The organism is Nonomuraea sp. NPDC003709 (assembly GCF_040610775.1).
Classification (GTDB): Bacteria; Actinomycetota; Actinomycetes; order Streptosporangiales; family Streptosporangiaceae; genus Nonomuraea; species Nonomuraea angiospora_A.
The window spans coordinates 74,653-91,030 of the sequence record NZ_JBEXMW010000008.1 but is presented as its reverse complement, the minus strand read 5'-3'; the positions used below and the strand labels follow the sequence as shown (position 1 = coordinate 91,030).

The window sequence follows — 16,378 nt, the reverse complement described above, 5'->3', positions numbered from 1 at the left end:
TGAATTACCCTGGGGGTCATGGCGCTCGGCAAGAACTACGACGGCCAGGACTGCTCGCTCGCCCGCTCTCTGGAGCTGGTCGGCGAGCGCTGGACGATGCTCGTCGTCCGCGACGCCCTGTACGGCGTGCGCCGCTACGGCGACTTCCTGGCCCACCTGGACATCCCGCGGGCCGTGCTGTCCCAGCGCCTGACCACGCTCGTGGACGCCGGGGTCCTGCGCCGCCACCGCTACCAGGAGTCGCCGCCGCGCGAGGAGTACGTCCTGACCGAGATGGGGCAGGAGCTCTGGCCGGCCGCCCTCGCCCTGAGCAGCTGGGGCGAACGCCACCTGTCGGGCAAGCCGCGGCGGATCTTCTGCCACGTGCCCTGCGACACCAGGATCGACGGCTACGGCATGTGCCCGGCCTGCGGCGTCCGTCCCGAGCTGACCGAGATCGAGGTACGCCCCGGCCCCGACGCCGACCTCCTCCGGGACGACCCCGTCAGCCGCGCCCTACGGCGTCCGCACCGCATGCTCGAACCCCTGCCGCACACCGCCTGACGTGTCTCACCTCGCGTCCGCGAACCGCTCGGCGCCGTCGATCCCGTGCGGGGCCGGCGCCGCGGGCCCGGGGTCGCTGAACGTGCCCTCCCGCCGTACGGTGTGCCAGCGCAGCCGCACGCCCAGCAGGGCCGTTGCCAGGGACTGGATGACCACGAGGTACATGAGCTGGCGGTAGACGAACTGCTGGAGCGGCAGCACCCAGAGCGCGGAGGCGCGTTCTCCGTCCAGGCGGAGCGCGTACCAGCCCGTCAGCGCCTGCACCACCACGAAACCGGCCCATACCGCGACGACCGGGAGCGGATCGCCCAGGACGGTGTTGTAGATCGCCATGAGGTCGACGACGGGGGCCAGCAGGGGCAGCAGCACCTGGAACAGCGTCAGGTAGCCGAGGCAGCGGCGGCCGAACGGGCCTGGTTCGAGGGCGGCGCGCCGATGCTTCCACATCGCCTGCACGGTGCCGTAGCACCAGCGGTAGCGCTGCTTCCACAGCTGGCCGAGCGAGGTCGGGGCCTCGGTCCAGGCCAGGGCCTTCTCCTCGTAGACCACGCGCCATCCGGCCCGGCACAGTGCCATGGTGAGGTCGGTGTCTTCGGCCAGCGTCTCCGCGCTCACCCCGCCCAGGGCCACGAGCGCCGAACGCCGGAACGCCCCGATCGCGCCGGGCACGGTGGCCATGCAGTCGAGCAGCTCGAAGGCGCGCCGATCGAGGTTGAAGCCGATGACGTACTCGATGTGCTGCCAGCGCCCGATCATGCCGCGCCGGTTGCCGACCTTGGTGTTGCCGCTCACCGCGCCGACCGCGGGGTCGGCGAGCTGGCGGACCAGGTGGCCGATCGTGGCGGGTTCGAAGACGGTGTCGCCGTCCACCATGACGAGCAGCTCATGGGCGGCCTGGGCGATGCCGGTGTTGAGCGCGGCCGGCTTGCCGCCGTTGGGCCGGCGGATCACCCGTACGCCGGGCAGCCCCAGCGCCTGCGCCAGCTCGGCGGTGCCGTCGGTCGAGCCGTCGTCGACGACGAGGACCTCGAGCGGGCCCTGGTAGGTGGTCTCGACCAGCGACCGCACCGTGGCCTGGATCCCGGCCGCCTCGTTGTAGGCGGGCACGATCACGGTCACCGGCGGGGGCGCGGACCACACGGGCGCGCGGCCCTTGCGCCGCCTGCCGCCCCTGTTGCGGGCTGCGTGCACCCAGGCGAGCACGGCGAAGAAGCCAAGCCGCCCCACCGTGAGCGCTCCCGCGGCCAGCAGCACCCATGCCAGCACGCCGGCGAATGCCTCCGAAGCCCGCTGGGCCAGGTTGAGCGCGGAGCCGGCGAACCGTTCCGCGCCGCCGGCCGGCTGGTGCGCCGAGGGCATGCCGAGCGCCTTGGTCACCGTGACGGCGCGGTAGCCCTTGCCGGTCAGCTCCCGCAGGACGGCCCCGACGGCCTCGACGGTCTGCCGCCGGTCGCCACCCGAGTCGTGCATCATGACGACGGCGCCCCGGCCTCTGGCCGGCAGCGAGGACGCCACGATGTTCGCCGTCCCGGGGCGGCTCCAGTCCTTGGTGTCGAGGTCCGTCAGCGTGACGAGGTAGCCCTCGGCCGCCAGGGCCTTCATGCCGGCCCACTGCGGCCCGGAGATCGCCGCGGGGGTCGAGGAGTACGGCGGGCGGGCCAGCGTCGTGTGCAGCCCGGTCGCCCCGGCCAGCGCCCGCTGCGTCAGCGACAGCTCCAGCTTGAGCCGCCAGGCGGGCAGCGCCGCGAGGTCGGCGTGCGAGTAGGTGTGGTTGCCCAGCTCGTGCCCCTCGGCGACGATCCGCCGCGCCAGCTCGGGGTATTGCGCCACCTTGGAGCCGACGGTGAAGAAGGTGGCCTTGGCGCCGTACTTCTTCAGCATGTCGAGCACCTGCGGGGTCCACGCCGGGTCGGGGCCGTCGTCGAACGTCAGCGCGATGGTCCTGGCCGGCAGGCGGGCGCTGGCGGGCCCGTTCGCCGTGATGTTGAGGACGGGGCCGCCGCGCCGGACCTTCTCCAGCTCCGGAGTCGGGGAGTCCGTGGAGGGCGGGGGCGCCTGCGTCTCGCCGCCGACGTTGGTCACATACCCGTTGAGCACCAGCGCGGCGGCGGCCAGCAGCATGCAGACGGCGAGCGGGAACCAGTGGCCCTTGGGGTCGGCCGGGGGTCTCGCGGTCGGCGCGGGCGGGTCGGGCGGCCGTTCGTCGCCTTGCCGGGCGGTGTGGTCCTGCCAGGCGGGGAGGGGCGCGGCCGGCCAGACCAGCTTGTCGTGCCAGGGTGGGCCGTTCACTTCTTCGGGCCCTTCGTCCGGTCCGGATCGAGTCCCGGCGGCATCCTGGTCTGGCCGGGCGGCTCGCTGTCCGTGGGTCCGGCGGTGGGATCGGCCGCGGGATCCGTCGCGGGGTCGCTGCTCGGCGCCGGATCCGTGCTGGCACGTGGCGTGGGCCGCGCCTGCTGCGGCGAGGACTGCCCGGACGTCGCCGACGGCCGGACCTGGCCGGTGGCTTTGGGGGTCGGCCGGCGCGACGGCGGGCGGGTCGTCTCCGGGCGGGTCGCGGAGGGGGTCGGCCGCTCGGACCGCTTCGGCGAAGGCGTCGGCGTGCGATCCGGCGAAGCCGTGCCGTCCGCGGCTCCTGAGCGGTCGCCCGGCCAGCCGTTCACCGAGAGGGTGGTGCTGGAGAACATTCCGGCGAGCACGACGGCGAGCAGCGCGAGAGCCAGGACGCTCGCGGCGATCGAGCCGATCATGATCAGCCTTCGACGCCGTCCGCTCTGGTTGACGAAGACGGCTGTCGTGTTCTGTTGCTCAGGAGGCACGCGGAAATCGTAGTGACAGGGAGCAAACTAGAGAAACTAGGGCATTCTTGACATCAACCCCAAAACCACCAGACACGCCCAGTCAAGGCCGCGGTGGCGGTCAGGGCCTCAGCCACGTGCCGAGGGCGGCCGTCAGCGTGACCGTGTCGGCGGGACCGGGGCCGGACGCCCACGCGACCGCTCCGTCCGGCCGGACGAGCGCCGCCGCCAGATCGTCGCGATCCTTCACGGTCGCCTCGACCACGTCCAGCGCCCCGCGCCACGGCCCCGCCGCCCGCCCGACCTCCGGCTGCGACGGCGCGTGGACGAGCAGCGCCCGCCCGCCCCCGCACAGCTCCGAGATCGTGCGGGTCTCCCCCGGAGTCGTCACCAGCCGCAGGTCCGGGCAGGCGCGGCCGGCCAGCGGGTGCGTGGCCGGGTACGGGAACGCGTACCGGGTGCCGAGCCCGTTCAGCATCCGGCCGAAGTAGCGGTTGACGTCCGGGAGGTCGAGCAGGTCCGACACGATGTCGCGCATGGCCGCCGCGTGCTCCCCCGGCAACGACAGCGCGGACTGGGCGCGCGTGTTGTGCAGGACGGCGGCGCCGACGGGGTGGCGTTCCGCCGTGTAGGTGTCGAGCAGCCCCTCGGGGGCCCGCCCGGCGACGGTGGCGGCGAGCTTCCAGCCCAGGTTGACGGCGTCCATGAGGCCGAGGTTGAGCCCCTGGCCGCCGTTCGGCGAGTGGACGTGGGCGGCGTCGCCGGCCAGCAGGACCCGGCCGATCCGGTACGTGGCCGCCTGGCGCGCGCCGTCGGTGAACCGCAGCGGGCCGCGCACCCGCGCGATCTCGACGTCCACGCCCGTCACCCTGAGCAGGCTCCGGCGCATCTCCTCGGCGGTCAGCGGCAGCCCGCGATCCTCGGGGAACCCGTCGAACTCGATCGTGGCCACCATCCCGGGCGCCCGCATCAGCCTGCCCGTGGAGGTCCAGCCCGACGCGGGGAGGCGGTCGAGACCGGGGGCGTCGGTCAGGACCCGCCGTACGACGCTCGTGGGCTCGGTGCCGGGGAAGTCGAACCCGGCCCGCTTGCGCACCGTCGAGCGTCCCCCGTCACAGCCGACCAGGTACGGCGCGGAGAACCGCCGCTCCCCGGCCGGGGTGGCGACGGTGACGGTGACGCCGGAGTCGTCCTGGGCCAGGGAGACGACCTCGCACTCACGCATCATGACACCCTCGTCTCCGACGAGCGAAGCGAGGACCCGTTCCAGGTCCCGTTGCCAGATCGGCGCGCCGACCCGGTCCGGCTCCTCCTGCAACGCGGGGTCGATCTTGAAGATCTGCGCGAAATGCCCCTTCTCGCTGCCGTGGTCGCGCGCCTTGTCGGCGAGCCCCTGCTCCCGGTACGCCTCCAGGGCCCCGCCCAGCCCCCGGCGGCGCAGCGCCTCGGCGGCCAGCGGGCCGATCCCCCGCGCCTTGGGCTCGGCGCTCGGCTCGGCGAGCCGTTCCAGCACCAGCGGCCTGGCTCCGGCGAGCCGTAACTCGGCGGCGAGCAGCAGCCCCACGGGCCCGGCTCCGACCACGATGACGTCGGCGTCCATCGTCGCTCCCTAAACTAGACTAGACCGTCTCGTCTCGTAGACTAGCCCTCATCCGGAGAAAGTGGGTACAGACCATGGCCGAGCACGGCCCGCGACGCTCCCCGGCCAAGCGCCGGGCCATCCTCGACGCCGCGATCAAGGTGTTCACCGACCAGGGGTACGCCCGGGCGAGCGTGGACGCCATCGCCGCGGTGGCGGGGGTGGGCAAGCAGACGGTGTACGGCCATTTCGGGGACAAGGAGCAGCTGTTCCTGGCCGCGATCCAGGAGGCCAGGTCGGCGGTGAGCGCAGGCGACGCGGACGGCACGGCGGACATCGTCCTGAGCGGGGATCCGCGCGAGGGGCTCACCGCGCTCGGCGGGCGGATCCTCGACATCGCGCTCTCACCCCGCGTGTCCGCGCTGCACCGGCTGACCATCGCGGAGGTGGCGCACCATCCGGAGCTCCAGCGCACCTGGCGAGGGAGTTCGGCGTCGGCGGACCGCGCGGTGGCCGACTACCTGCGCGACTGCGACGCCGACGGGCGGCTGCGGGTCCCGGACCCGGCCAGGGCGGCGCGCCAGTTCTCGTACCTGGTGATCACCGAGGGACGGGTCGAGACGGCGTACGGGATGCTGCCGCTGCGGCCCGAACGGCGGCGCGCCATCGCCGCCGACGCCGCCGACCTCATCATCCGCGCCCACCACCCCTGACAGGAAATGCCCCTTATGTCGGCTTTGTGAGTCAAGTGACTAATGTGGCTAATGTGACCAGCGGATTCACACATCGCTCATCTGCCGCCTGACCCGCCATTTCTCCCCTTAGGATTGCCATATGTCTGCGTCGAGGCTAAATTTCGGACCCCATTAATCAGACTTCCATTGCGTCCATAACTGCGGCAGAAACTTCTGGTGGCCTCTCTCCGTTCTGCGGATAGGTAAAACGGCAACTGTGAGGAAATGTGCGCGTCACTTCATCCCTCAGGTCCCTTCTCGCCCTGGCCGTGACCGCTGCTGTGGCGCTCTTACCTACGGCCGCGGGCGCTTCGCAGCCCTCCGACGTCAAACCCGTCCGCGTGGTCGTCCTGGTCGACGAGTCGGGCAGCCTGTCCGGCCAGGACGTCGCCCGTGAACGGGCCGCCTCCCAGCTCATCGCCCTCAGCGAGCTCTCGCCGCAGTCGCAGGTGGCCGTGGTCGGCTTCGGCAGCTCCAACGGCCCGGGCCAGGCGGCCGTGGACATCGCCTGCCCCCTGACCGGAGTGGAGACGGCCCAGGATCGCGAGTCGCTGAGCCGGTGCGTGGAGAAGCTGCGCCGCCGCAACAGCGGCGAGGGCGGCGACACCGACCACGCCGCCGCCCTGGAGCAGGCGCTCGACATCATGAACGCGCCCGACGACCAGCAGCGGGCGAAGATCGTCTTCTTGCTGACCGACGGCGTCCTCGACGTCAGGAACAGCCCGCAGTACGGCGCCGACGCCCAGGCGCGCAACCGCAACGCCCGGGCGCAGATCGACCGGAGCCTGCGGGACGCCGAGAAGGCGCGCGTGCAGATCTGGCCGCTGGGCTTCGGCTCGGCCGACAAGACGAGCCTCGACGCCTTCGCCGCGGGCGGCTGGCGGCAGCCCTGCGGCGACCAGGAGACGGCCACGCCCCGCGCGAGGGTGGTCGCTACCTCGGCGGACGTGGAGCGATCGCTGCTGGAGGCGTTCGCCTACGCCCGGTGCGCGGGCATCGAGCAGTCGGTCACCGACTCCCTCGAGCCGAACGCCACCGTCGACCTCCAGGTCAACATCCCGATCATCGCGACGGACGGCTCGATCGTGGTGGTCAAGCGCGATCGGCGCATCCGGGTGACCTACTTCGACCCCGACGGCAACCAGGTGCCCAAACAGGGCGAGCAGAACGACTCGACCTTCCAGGTCGCCGGCGAGGCCGGCCCGGTCGAGTCGCTGCGCATCCGCAACCCGCTGCCCGGCAAGTGGCGGGTCCAGCTGGCCTCGCCGCCGGGCGTCAGCCGCCAGGACGTCAGCGCGACCGTCGTCTGGCAGGGCGCGCTGCGCGCCTCGATCTCCCTGAGCAACCCCCGGCCGCGTCCGGGCGAGCAGGTGGCCGTCCGGCTGCGCCTGCAGACCAGGACCGGCACGATCACCGACCCGGCGGCGCTGGAGGGCCTGCGCTTCACCGCCCGGATGTCCGGCGACGGCTTCCAGGAGCTCCCCGTCGACCTGCGCGACACGGGCGACGGCCCCGACCGCGCCCAGAGCGACGGCGAATACTCCAGCCAGGTCACCATCCCGGCCACGGCCACCGGCGCCCTGTCCTTCCTGGGCAAGGTCACCGGCCCGGGCGTGGCCGGCGACGAGCGCCCGTACGCGACCCGCGTCGCCGGGCCCGCCGACCGGCTCCGCGCCCAGGTGCAGCTCGACGCGGCCACCGTCGAGCCGGGCGGGGAGGTCGCCGGCACCGTACGCGTGACCAACGACGCCGAGCCCGCCCAGCTCGCCCTGCGGCTCGTCGACGTCCCGGGCACGGTGAGCCTGTCCGTCCAGCGGCTCCAGGCGCCGGCCGGCGCCTCCGAGCACGCCCTCAAGCTGCGCATCGGCGCGGAGGCGCCCAAGGGCCAGGTCGGCGGCTCGGTCCAGGTCGTCGACGCGGCCGGGCAGGTGGTGGCCGAGGAGTTCGTCGACGTCGACGTGCAGCCGCCCACGCCGCTGTGGCAGCGGCTGCTCCAGGCCCTCCTGGTCCTCCTGCTGATCCTGGCGGTGGCCCTGCCGCTGCTGCTCCTCAGGAGGCGCGCGCGGATGCGGGCGGCCGATCCGAGCGAGCTGACCTTCTACCTCTTCGACCGGCCGGGCGAGCCGTACGTCAGCAAGATGCAGGCGCCGCTCGGCGAGGGGCCCGAGTTCACCTTCGAGATCTCCGCCGGCCGCCTGGTGCGCACGTTCGGCACCGGCTACACGGCCCGCCGGGGCGGCGGCCAGACCGTCCTGGTCCGCGACCCGTCCGGACAGGAGCTGGAGCCGCTGCGCCCGGGACGCCCGATCCCGCTGACCGGCGGCATGTTCCTCGGCGTCGACGACGACCGGGGCAAGGGCGCGGAACAACCCGTGTACGGCTCGCGGGAGCCGTCCCAGAGCAGGACCCACAGACCTATGCCAGGCGACGACCTGATGTGAGGGGCGCATGAGGATCTTCGATCCGATGATGTTCGTGGGGCTCGGCGGCACCGGCTGCCGGGTCGGAGTGGAACTGGAACGGCGGCTGCGGGACGAGCTGTGCGGTCCGGACGGCATGGACCTGATCAGGAACTTCAGCTGGCAGAACTACCAACCCTACGAATTGCCCTCCTGCCTGCAGTTCGTCTACGTGGACCTCAACGAGGCCGAGCTGACCCGCACCCGGCGCCGGGTGGTGCCGACCGAGCGGGAGTTCCCGGCGGCCGCCCGGACCGCCCACCTGATCCACGACGTGGTGCCGAAGTTCGACTCCTACCCGGAGGTGGCCCGCAGCCTGCGGGCGACGTTGAGCGACCACGTCAAGGACTGGCTGCCGCCGCGTGAGCAGGAGCCGCTGGTCGCCCCGCTGATGCGCGGCGCCGGGCAGCTGCCCACCGTGGCCAGGGCGGCGCTGTTCGAGCGGATGCGGCACGGCCCCGGGCCGGTGGTGCAGGGCATCGACGACGCCATCGGCGCGATCAGCAACTCGGGCGGCGAACTCGCCGGGCTGGGCGGCCGGCTCAGACGCACCTGCGACGTCTTCGTGGCCTACTCGGTGGCGGGCGGCACCGGCAGCGGCATCTTCTACGACTACCTGCACCTGATCGGCGACGCCTTCGCCCGCAACCAGATCAGGGCGCGGATCTACCCGCTGGTCGTCATGCCGTCGGCCTTCGCCGAGGGCAAGGGCGGCGGCCGCCGGGCCCGCCTGAACGCCGGCGCCGGCCTGCTGGACCTGTTCCGGCTGGTCGACGACCAGAACGCGCCGCACGCCGGCACGCAGATCGACGAGCAGGGCATCGCCGGCGAGCTCGGCGTGCGCTATCCGGGCAGGGGCGAGGTGCGGCTGGCCACCGGCACCGTGCAGACGGCGTTCCTGTTCACCATGCCGCCCGGCGTCGAGCGGGACGACCTGCACCGCTCGATCGCCTCCCTGATCGTCTCGCTGGCCGGCACCCAGCCGCACGCCACGGGCGACGGCGGCGGCATGGAGGACCGCGGCGAGTCCTCCTTCGCCGACGACTTCATCAACCGGGCCGTGGAACGCGAGGTGGCGGCGGCCTCCGGCATCGGCAACCGGGGCGTCTCGACGGCCTTCGTCTCCTCCATGACCGTCCCCGTGGAGGAGCTGGCCGACCTCGTCAGCTCCCGGCTGCTGGCCCGCGCGGTGACGCAGCTCGAAGCCGTGCCGCCGGGCGCCGCCGAGAGCAACATCGACGAGATCCGGCGCATGTTCACCACCACCAACCTCGAGCCGCTCAACACCCGCGAGCCGCTGCCGCTGCCGGACGTGCGCCCCGCCACCGGCGCGGCCGAGATCCAGAAGTCGCTGGCCAACCGGATGCGGGCGATGGAGGACAACCTGGCCTCACTCGAACGGCAGCTCAACCGCGTCGTGCCGACCCTGGCCCAGGAGCTGGACGTGCGCCGCGGCGCGCTCGAGGCGCTCGGCCAGGTCGACCCGTTCCGGCTGCGGCGGGTGGTGGTCGGCCTGCCCGGCGACGTGCACGAGGCCGACCGGCTGGGCTTCGCCGGGCTCCTGGACCACCGCAGGGCGCAGCCGCGCAAGCCGTACGACAACATGACCGAGGCCCCGCCGCAGCCCCGGCCGATGCGCGACCGGCTGCTGCGCAAGGCGCAGTGGACCGACCCCGAGGTCCAGGCCTCGATCGCCGACCAGGACGCCTGGTACCTGTGGCGCAGCCAGGGGCTCTGGCACCGGGCGTGGGCCGACCAGATGCCCCGCTGGGAGCCGCGCCGCAAGCAGCTCATCCGCGAGGTGCGCGAGTTCACGCAGGTCTTCGTCGAGCACGCCGAGGCCGACGCCGAGCGCTTCGCGCGCCGGGCCGGCGAGCTCTACGAGACCCGCGTGGGCGTCTACCACCTGCTGCCGCCCGCGGGCGCGGAGTCCTTCTACGACGCGGTCGTCCGCCGCTTCGTCGACGTCTTCGTCTCCCGGCAGCTGCTGCGCCCCACCGACGGGGAGGCCGCCGTGGCCAACGCGCTGATCGGCCCGGACGGCTGGCGGCACGCCTACGACCTGGCCTGGCGCACGGGCAAGCCGGCCGACGCGCTCACCTGGGTGCGCGACCGGATCAAGCTGGAGGTGAAGAAGCTCTTCAAGGACCAGGACGAGGCCGCCGCGCTGGGCGAACAGCCACTGCTGCCCTCCCTGGCCGACATCCTCGCCCAGGCCGCCTCGGGCGGCGGCGACGACCCGCACGTGCGGCAGTTCCAGCTCAAGCTGGCCGACCTGGTGCCGGGCGGCTTCACCCCCGACGGCACCGGCGACCTGAAGGTGCTGGTCTCCTATCCGGCGCCGGCCAAGGACCCGGCCCTCGAACGGTTCCTCAAGGACCGGATCGACCTGCCGGGCGTGCCCGACTACCGCAACATCGACGCCGACTCGGTGACCGTGGTGCAGCTGCGCACGTCGATGAGCGTCACCCAGGTCCGCGAGCTGCGCGAAGTGCTGCACAGCTGGGCCGACGCGCTGCGCGACGAACGGCCGCAGGACCACCTGAAGTGGCGCCAGCGGCTCGGCTACGACTTCGGCTACCTGGCCACGACCGAGGAGCACCGGGTCCGGATCCTGCACCGGCTGCTCTGCCTGCTCTGGAACGGCCGGGTCAGCGTGGTGGAGGGCGAGCTGAGCTCGCCGGCGCGGATCCGGATCGACGTCGAGGGCGGCTCGATGACGCTCCCGCTGACCGGGTACGGCAAGGCCTCCTCCTGGCCGAGCATGCTGCGGGCCTACGAGCAGTGGGTGATCGGCGGCGACGAGGAGTTCCGCAGCCTGGTCAGCGAGCAGCTCATGAACGCCACCCCGAAGGGCCTGGCGGGCGCCCCCACCGTGCCGGACCCGCTCTACCACCTCGTCACCGGCATGTCCGCCGACCAGCTCGGCCTGCTGGAGATCATGGTGCCCAAGCTGCCGTCGGGCGCGCGCAACCGGGCCGACCAGCTGATCGCCTTCTGGGCGCACACCCTGCCCGCCGCCCTGGACCTGCCGTTCGAGCGGGTCGCCGAGGCGGTCGCCTACAACCTGCGCGACCTGGACGCGCTCCTCGGGGAGTGAGCATGGTCGTCGTGCTCGACCTGCGCAAGGGTGAGCTGGAGCGGCTCGGCGCCCAGGTCCTGGTGGTGGCCGACACCGAACGCCTGGCCGGCGCCCAGCGGGTGCTCCAGGACGTCTTCAGCTCGCGCCTGGTCAGGTCGGTGCTCGTCCTGGCGGTGGGACCCGACCTGCGCCTGCCCCCCGTCCTGGACGGGGAGAGCCGCAGGGTGCTCTGGGTGAGCGACCCCTGCGGCATCCTGTGGAACGCCGACACCGGCGAGGCGGCCCACGGGCCCGGGGTGAGCGCGGAGGCCATCCTGATCGACCTGCTCACCCAGCCGGAGGTCTTCGACGAGGTGGTCAGCAGCCTGGGCGACATCCCGTACGGCACCGCCTCGCCCGGCTGGCGCATCGTGGCCGGCCGGATCGACCCCGAGGTGCTCGGCCAGGCCTTCCGCGAGGTGGCCGAACGCTTCGACGGGCCGGTCCAGCAGGACACGGCCACCTTCAGCTCGCCGCTGGCCACCGCGCTGCCCGTGCTCAGCGGCACCGTCGACCTGCCCTCCGACCTCCTCGACGCGCTCGTCCCGGAGGGCCCGCTGGACCGGCTCCACCGGAGCGCCGCCGAACGGATCGACCAGGCGGTCCGCGCCCTGGACGACCTCGGCTACATCCACAACGCCCGCGCCCGGGCCGCGGTCGTCGACAAGGTGATCGCCGCGGGGCGGGCGCTCGCCAAGTTTCGCGACACCGTCGCGCGGCTCTTCGAGGAGATCGACCACACCGACGACAACGCCGCCGAGCGGCTGGCCGCGCACGGGATCAGGTTCGCCGTCCCCGCCGACATGGGCCACGCCCAGATCGTCGGCGAGCTGCGCGCCGACCTGGAGGCGGCCCTGGCCGAGCGCAAGAGCATGCAGCGGATGGTCTCGCGCTACCGCCTGCTGGCCGACCACAGCGCGCCCATCGGCAGCCGCGCCTTCGTCGGCGACCTCTGGCGGGCCTGCCCGGACGAGCTGCTCAACGCGCTGCACGCGCCCGCCGAGTTCCCCGCCACGTTCCTGCCCCGCTTCGTCTTCTGGCGGCGCTCGCGGGCGTGGTGGCGCGAGCAGCTCTCGCTCGGACCGGCCAGGACCGCCCTCGACGACCTGCGCTCGATGCTCGAACGGGTCGCGGCCAGCGAGTGGATGCTCGGCCAGGCCCGCATGCACACCTCCGACGCGTCCCGCACGCTGGCGGCGGCCCTGAACGAGATCTGCGCGCAGGTGTCCTGGACGCTGACCGACTGGAACAAGGCCGAGACCGGCCAGGCCGCCGCGAGCCCGGCGCTCGACGAGGAGGTCACCGTACGGCTGCGCGACCGCGGCGGCCAGCTGCGCGAGGTCATCACCGGCGACCTCGTCGACGCGGTCACGAGCTGGCTGGAGCCCGCCTGGACCTCCCTCGAACAGGGCGCCTACCGGGACGCGCAGGTGGGGTTGGAACGCCGGGTCGACGAGACGCTGCGGCAGTACCGCTACCACCTGAACCACCGGGGCGTCCAGGAACGCCCCGACTTCGGCACCGGCGACACGGGCCGCCAGGAGCTCGTCGACGCGGTCTGGCGGCAGTCCCAGCAGGTCGTGCGCGCGCTGCGGGCCCAGGCGAACGGCCAGATGCTGCAACTGTGCGGCGACCGTGACCTGGCGATGCTGCTGCGGCAGGCGTACGCGGTGCGCTTCGCGCCCAGGGCCGTGCGGGGGCAGGGCAACCCGCCCGACGTCGTGTGGACCCGGTCAGGACAGTACGCCGGCACCCTGCGCCTGGTGCCGCTGCGCCCCGGGACGGTCGAGGAGAACTGGAGCGAGGATGGAACCTGAGCCGCTGACCTTCTTCACTCCGGACGGCGACCTCGTGACCTGGGAGGTGGAGGCGGAGCCGGACCACGACCCCTTCGAGCGCCGGCTGACCCTCGTCGTCCCGGGCACCAAGATCGTGCAGCGGCGGGTGCCCCGCGCGGAGGGGCGCGACCGCGACCACCTCTACGACCTGCTGGAGAACGAGGCCCGGATGGGCGCCAGGCTGCTCACCCGGCTGCGGCGGGCCTACCCCGTCGAGCTGCCCCGGCTGATGGGCTACAGCCTGGACGAGGAGGAGCCGTTCGTGCTGCTCTCCGACCATCGGGGCGAGCCGGTCACCCGCTTCGCCGGCTCGCTCCTGATCGCCGAGCAGCGGGCCCTGCAGGCGAGCCTCTTCCGCGCCGTACGCATCCTGTCGGCCTGCGACATCGTCCACCGGCGCATCGACCCGGGCACCGTGCGCTGGGACGGCACCGCCGTACAGCTCACCGACCTCAGCCACGCCACGCTGGCCGGCAGCCGCCGGCTGCGGCTGGGTGAGGCCCCCTACGCCGCCCCGGATCAGCGCGCGGGCACCGGCCGCGCCTCCACCGCCGACGACCTCTGGAGCGCCGGAATGGTGATCTACCGCACGGTCACCGCCCGCGAGGTCGCCGACCGCCCCGACCTCACCGCCGCCCCGGCGCTGCAGCCGATCCACGACGTCTTCTCCGGTCAGCCGCCGTCGGCGCTGGAGGTGCTCGACCGGCTGCGGGAGCCGGACCCCATGCGGTCCATCCCCGCCGAACCGGACCTCCGGCTCGAAGAGGGCCGCGTCGCCTTCGACCGGGCCCACGAAGCCAAACGTGAGCAGGAGGTGGAACAACCTCCGCCCTCCACCCGGATCGAGCAGGTGCCGCAGGAGCAGCCGCAGAAGTGGTGGGCCCGCTGGCTTCCGCTGGCCGTGCTGGCCGCCCTCGTCGTGGTCGTCTGGATGGTGATCCGATGATCCTCTGCCCGATCTGCCTGCACGAGTTCGCCTGGAGCGAGGACGAGCTCTACGAACGCACCCCCGCGGGCCACTACCAGCCGCTCTCCCTGGAGAACGCGACCGGGGCCCGCCGCGAGGACCTGCTGCGCGCCGCCCACGTCCGCTGCCCGGCGCCGGTGGCGGACCCGAGCCTCGAACACCACCTGCCCTACACCTACGTACGGCACGGCCGCCCGCTGGTGATCGGGCTGGTCGGCGGGCCGGAGACGGGCAAGACCCACCTGCTGGCCTCGATGATCGGCGCCATCGAGCAGGGCGGCCTGCGGCCGTACGGGCTGACCGCGGACGCGGTGGACATCGAGCGGCACGCCGAGTACGTCAACACGTACGTGCATCCGCTGATGGTCGAGCGGACCGCGCTCTCGCGCACCACCCACCGGGCCACCGCCGAGCCGGCCGACGCGCTGCTCGTCAACGACGGCCGGCACACCACCGCGGTGGCGTTCTTCGACATCGCCGGCGAGCTGCTGCGCAGCTCCACCCACGAGGCGACCAGGTTCGTGCCGGCCGTCGGCGGGCTGCTCTTCGTGATCGACGCCGCCACCAGGTCGGCCAGGATGGGCGACGAGTCCTTCCGCGCCGTGCTCGACCGGCTGCCCAAGAGCGGCGGGCGGCTGGACATCCCCGCCGTCATCGCGGTCACCAAGAGCGACTCGGTGCGCTTCGAGTCGCCGGTCGACACCTGGCTGTACGACCAGCCCGACCGGCTGGACCAGGTGGACGTCCTGCGGGAGAGCCGCGACGTCTACGCCTTCCTGCACGGGCGCGGCGCGCAGGCGTGGCTCAGCCCCTACGACAAATGCCGCAAGTGCACCCTGCATTTCGTCTCGGCGACGGGCTGCGCCCCGACCGACGGGCGCTTCCCCAGGGGCGTGCGGCCGCGACGCGTCCTGGCGCCCCTGATCTCGCTCCTCGCGATGACCGGTGTCCTGCGCGGCTATCCGGAGGTGGGGATCTGATGGGGCGTTACTCCAGCGTCGACTGGATCTTGTTCGAGTGGGACGAGCGCCGCACCGGCCTCGGCCCCGTGCGCTCCTCCCTGGAGGACACCCGGGGCTGGTACCACCAGCTCGGCCCCTGGCTCGACCCCGGTCCCGCGCCCGGGGTCAGCGTCTGCCGGCTCATGGTGGACGGTCGCGTCGTGGTGCTCTCGCGCACGCGCACCGGCGGCTCGGACAGCAGGCGGACCATCCGGGTCCAGGCGTACCTGGGCGGCTCGGCCGCCAACGCCTCGGCGATGCCGAACGTCCGCCAGGCGCTCGCGCTCGCGCCCGGCTGGAGCTCGCTGCTGCCCGCCGACCCGGAGCCGCTCGACCTGGCCGTGCTGCTGCGCCCCTATGCCGACGCGAGCGCGGCACTCGACCGGCGGGCCCGCGCCGAGGCGGCGACGCTCGCGCCGATCGTCTCGGAAGCGCTGCGCGGGCACCGGGAGTCGCTCTCGGTGGTGGCCCAGGGGGAGGCCGTCGTGCAGCTGTGGGGGCTGGTGGACATCCTGGACCTGGTACTGGGGCGCTATCCGGAGACGTTCTCCACCTACGAGAGCGACGACCTCAAGCAGGGGGCCGAGGTCATCTTCCTGCAGCAGTGGCCGGGGCCGTCGTCGCGGGCCTCGCACCGGCGGCGCGTGGATCTGCGGGCGCCCGACCAGAGCGACCTGTACGGCGAGATCGCGGCCATGGTCGTCGACGCGTACGCGGGCCGGCGGCTGCCGGAGCTGGTCAAGCGGTTGCGGATCAACGACGGGATGGCGCTGGAGGAGCGGGTCGAGCTACTCGGGGCCGCGCTGCGCGAGCCGCCGAAGCCCGTACCGGACGAGCCCCGGACGCCTCCTCCGCCGGAGCCTCCCAAGCCTTCGGAGCCTTCAGAACCGGCGCCCGCGGTGGCATCGGGCCCGCGGAGGCGGGCGCCCGCGGAACGGCCCCGCCCCACGCCCGCGCCGGAGCCCCGCGCACCGGTCACACCGCAGGCCCGCCCCGACCCGCAGCCCGTCGCGGTGCGCGACGCCTTCGACTACTTCCTGACGGAGCTGGCGGAGGCGACCACCGAAGGCGCGGCCCGGGGCATCCTGAGGGACGTCCACGCCTGGGCGCGGACGCGCCCGCCGGCCGACGTACGCTCCCGGCTGCACGCACTGGTGCCCGAGCTGGAGCGGCTGCTGCCCGACGACGAGGTCAACCCGATCCTGCGCGACCTGCTGGACCCCGACGCCCCCGCCGAGGCCGTCAGGTCCGCCTGGCTCGATCCCCGCTGGCTCGTCCTGGCCGCGGTGCTGCTGGTCGTGCTCGTCCTCCAGGTCGTGACGACGATCCTGCGCTGACCAC

General features: G+C 73.2%; 11 protein-coding genes. 8 read left to right on the top strand and 3 right to left on the bottom strand.

Going from position 1 to position 16,378, the window contains the following annotated elements:
* Positions 1-18 precede the first annotated feature (18 nt).
* Entirely contained in the window at positions 19-543 is a 525-nt protein-coding gene (locus ABZX61_RS24800; RefSeq protein WP_350739386.1) for a helix-turn-helix domain-containing protein, read from the top strand.
* A gap of 6 nt (positions 544-549) precedes the next feature.
* Here the strand turns inward: ABZX61_RS24800 and ABZX61_RS24795 are convergent, their stop codons facing one another.
* From ABZX61_RS24795 to ABZX61_RS24785, 3 genes are all read right to left on the bottom strand, one after another.
* Positions 550-2,832, bottom strand: coding sequence for a bifunctional polysaccharide deacetylase/glycosyltransferase family 2 protein (locus tag ABZX61_RS24795; protein ID WP_355198001.1), 2,283 nt, complete (start codon positions 2,830-2,832; stop codon positions 550-552).
* On the bottom strand, positions 2,829-3,359 hold the full coding sequence (locus ABZX61_RS24790; protein WP_355197999.1) for a hypothetical protein: 531 nt from the start codon (positions 3,357-3,359) through the stop codon (positions 2,829-2,831). The genes ABZX61_RS24795 and ABZX61_RS24790 overlap by 4 nt, the downstream gene beginning before the upstream one ends.
* Before the next feature lie 100 nt (positions 3,360-3,459).
* Positions 3,460-4,938, bottom strand: coding sequence for an FAD-dependent monooxygenase (locus ABZX61_RS24785; RefSeq protein ID WP_355197997.1), 1,479 nt, complete (start codon positions 4,936-4,938; stop codon positions 3,460-3,462).
* A 74-nt stretch (positions 4,939-5,012) separates the two neighbouring features.
* Between ABZX61_RS24785 and ABZX61_RS24780 the strand changes: the two genes are divergently transcribed.
* The 7 genes from ABZX61_RS24780 (at position 5,013) to ABZX61_RS24750 (ending at position 16,374) form a co-directional block, all read left to right on the top strand.
* Entirely contained in the window at positions 5,013-5,630 is a 618-nt protein-coding gene (locus ABZX61_RS24780; protein WP_355197995.1) for a TetR/AcrR family transcriptional regulator, read from the top strand.
* Positions 5,631-5,920: 290 nt separating this feature from the next.
* Positions 5,921-8,092, top strand: coding sequence for a vWA domain-containing protein (locus ABZX61_RS24775; protein ID WP_355197993.1), 2,172 nt, complete (start codon positions 5,921-5,923; stop codon positions 8,090-8,092).
* A gap of 7 nt (positions 8,093-8,099) precedes the next feature.
* Complete coding sequence (locus tag ABZX61_RS24770; RefSeq protein WP_355197991.1) at positions 8,100-11,210, top strand: tubulin-like doman-containing protein; 3,111 nt, start codon at positions 8,100-8,102, stop codon at positions 11,208-11,210.
* Between the two features lie 2 nt (positions 11,211-11,212).
* Complete coding sequence (locus tag ABZX61_RS24765) at positions 11,213-13,048, top strand: hypothetical protein (RefSeq protein ID WP_355197989.1); 1,836 nt, start codon at positions 11,213-11,215, stop codon at positions 13,046-13,048.
* Positions 13,038-14,015, top strand: a complete 978-nt coding sequence (locus ABZX61_RS24760) for a hypothetical protein (RefSeq protein ID WP_355197987.1) — start codon at positions 13,038-13,040, stop codon at positions 14,013-14,015. Before ABZX61_RS24765 ends, ABZX61_RS24760 begins: the two co-directional genes overlap by 11 nt.
* Complete coding sequence (locus ABZX61_RS24755) at positions 14,012-15,016, top strand: hypothetical protein (RefSeq protein ID WP_355197985.1); 1,005 nt, start codon at positions 14,012-14,014, stop codon at positions 15,014-15,016. The genes ABZX61_RS24760 and ABZX61_RS24755 overlap by 4 nt, the downstream gene beginning before the upstream one ends.
* Complete coding sequence (locus ABZX61_RS24750; RefSeq protein ID WP_355197983.1) at positions 15,016-16,374, top strand: hypothetical protein; 1,359 nt, start codon at positions 15,016-15,018, stop codon at positions 16,372-16,374. The genes ABZX61_RS24755 and ABZX61_RS24750 overlap by 1 nt, the downstream gene beginning before the upstream one ends.
* The last annotated feature ends 4 nt before the right edge of the window (positions 16,375-16,378 follow it).

Excerpts from the sequence above, each read along its gene's own strand:
- ABZX61_RS24800 (WP_350739386.1), top strand. The coding sequence starts at position 19 with ATGGCGCTCGGCAAGAACTACGACGGCCAGGACTGCTCGCTCGCCCGC.
- ABZX61_RS24785 (WP_355197997.1), bottom strand. The coding sequence starts at position 4,938 with ATGGACGCCGACGTCATCGTGGTCGGAGCCGGGCCCGTGGGGCTGCTG.
- ABZX61_RS24780 (WP_355197995.1), top strand. The coding sequence starts at position 5,013 with ATGGCCGAGCACGGCCCGCGACGCTCCCCGGCCAAGCGCCGGGCCATC.
- ABZX61_RS24770 (WP_355197991.1), top strand. The coding sequence starts at position 8,100 with ATGAGGATCTTCGATCCGATGATGTTCGTGGGGCTCGGCGGCACCGGC.
- ABZX61_RS24765 (WP_355197989.1), top strand. The coding sequence starts at position 11,213 with ATGGTCGTCGTGCTCGACCTGCGCAAGGGTGAGCTGGAGCGGCTCGGC.
- ABZX61_RS24760 (WP_355197987.1), top strand. The coding sequence starts at position 13,038 with ATGGAACCTGAGCCGCTGACCTTCTTCACTCCGGACGGCGACCTCGTG.
- ABZX61_RS24755 (WP_355197985.1), top strand. The coding sequence starts at position 14,012 with ATGATCCTCTGCCCGATCTGCCTGCACGAGTTCGCCTGGAGCGAGGAC.
- ABZX61_RS24750 (WP_355197983.1), top strand. The coding sequence starts at position 15,016 with ATGGGGCGTTACTCCAGCGTCGACTGGATCTTGTTCGAGTGGGACGAG.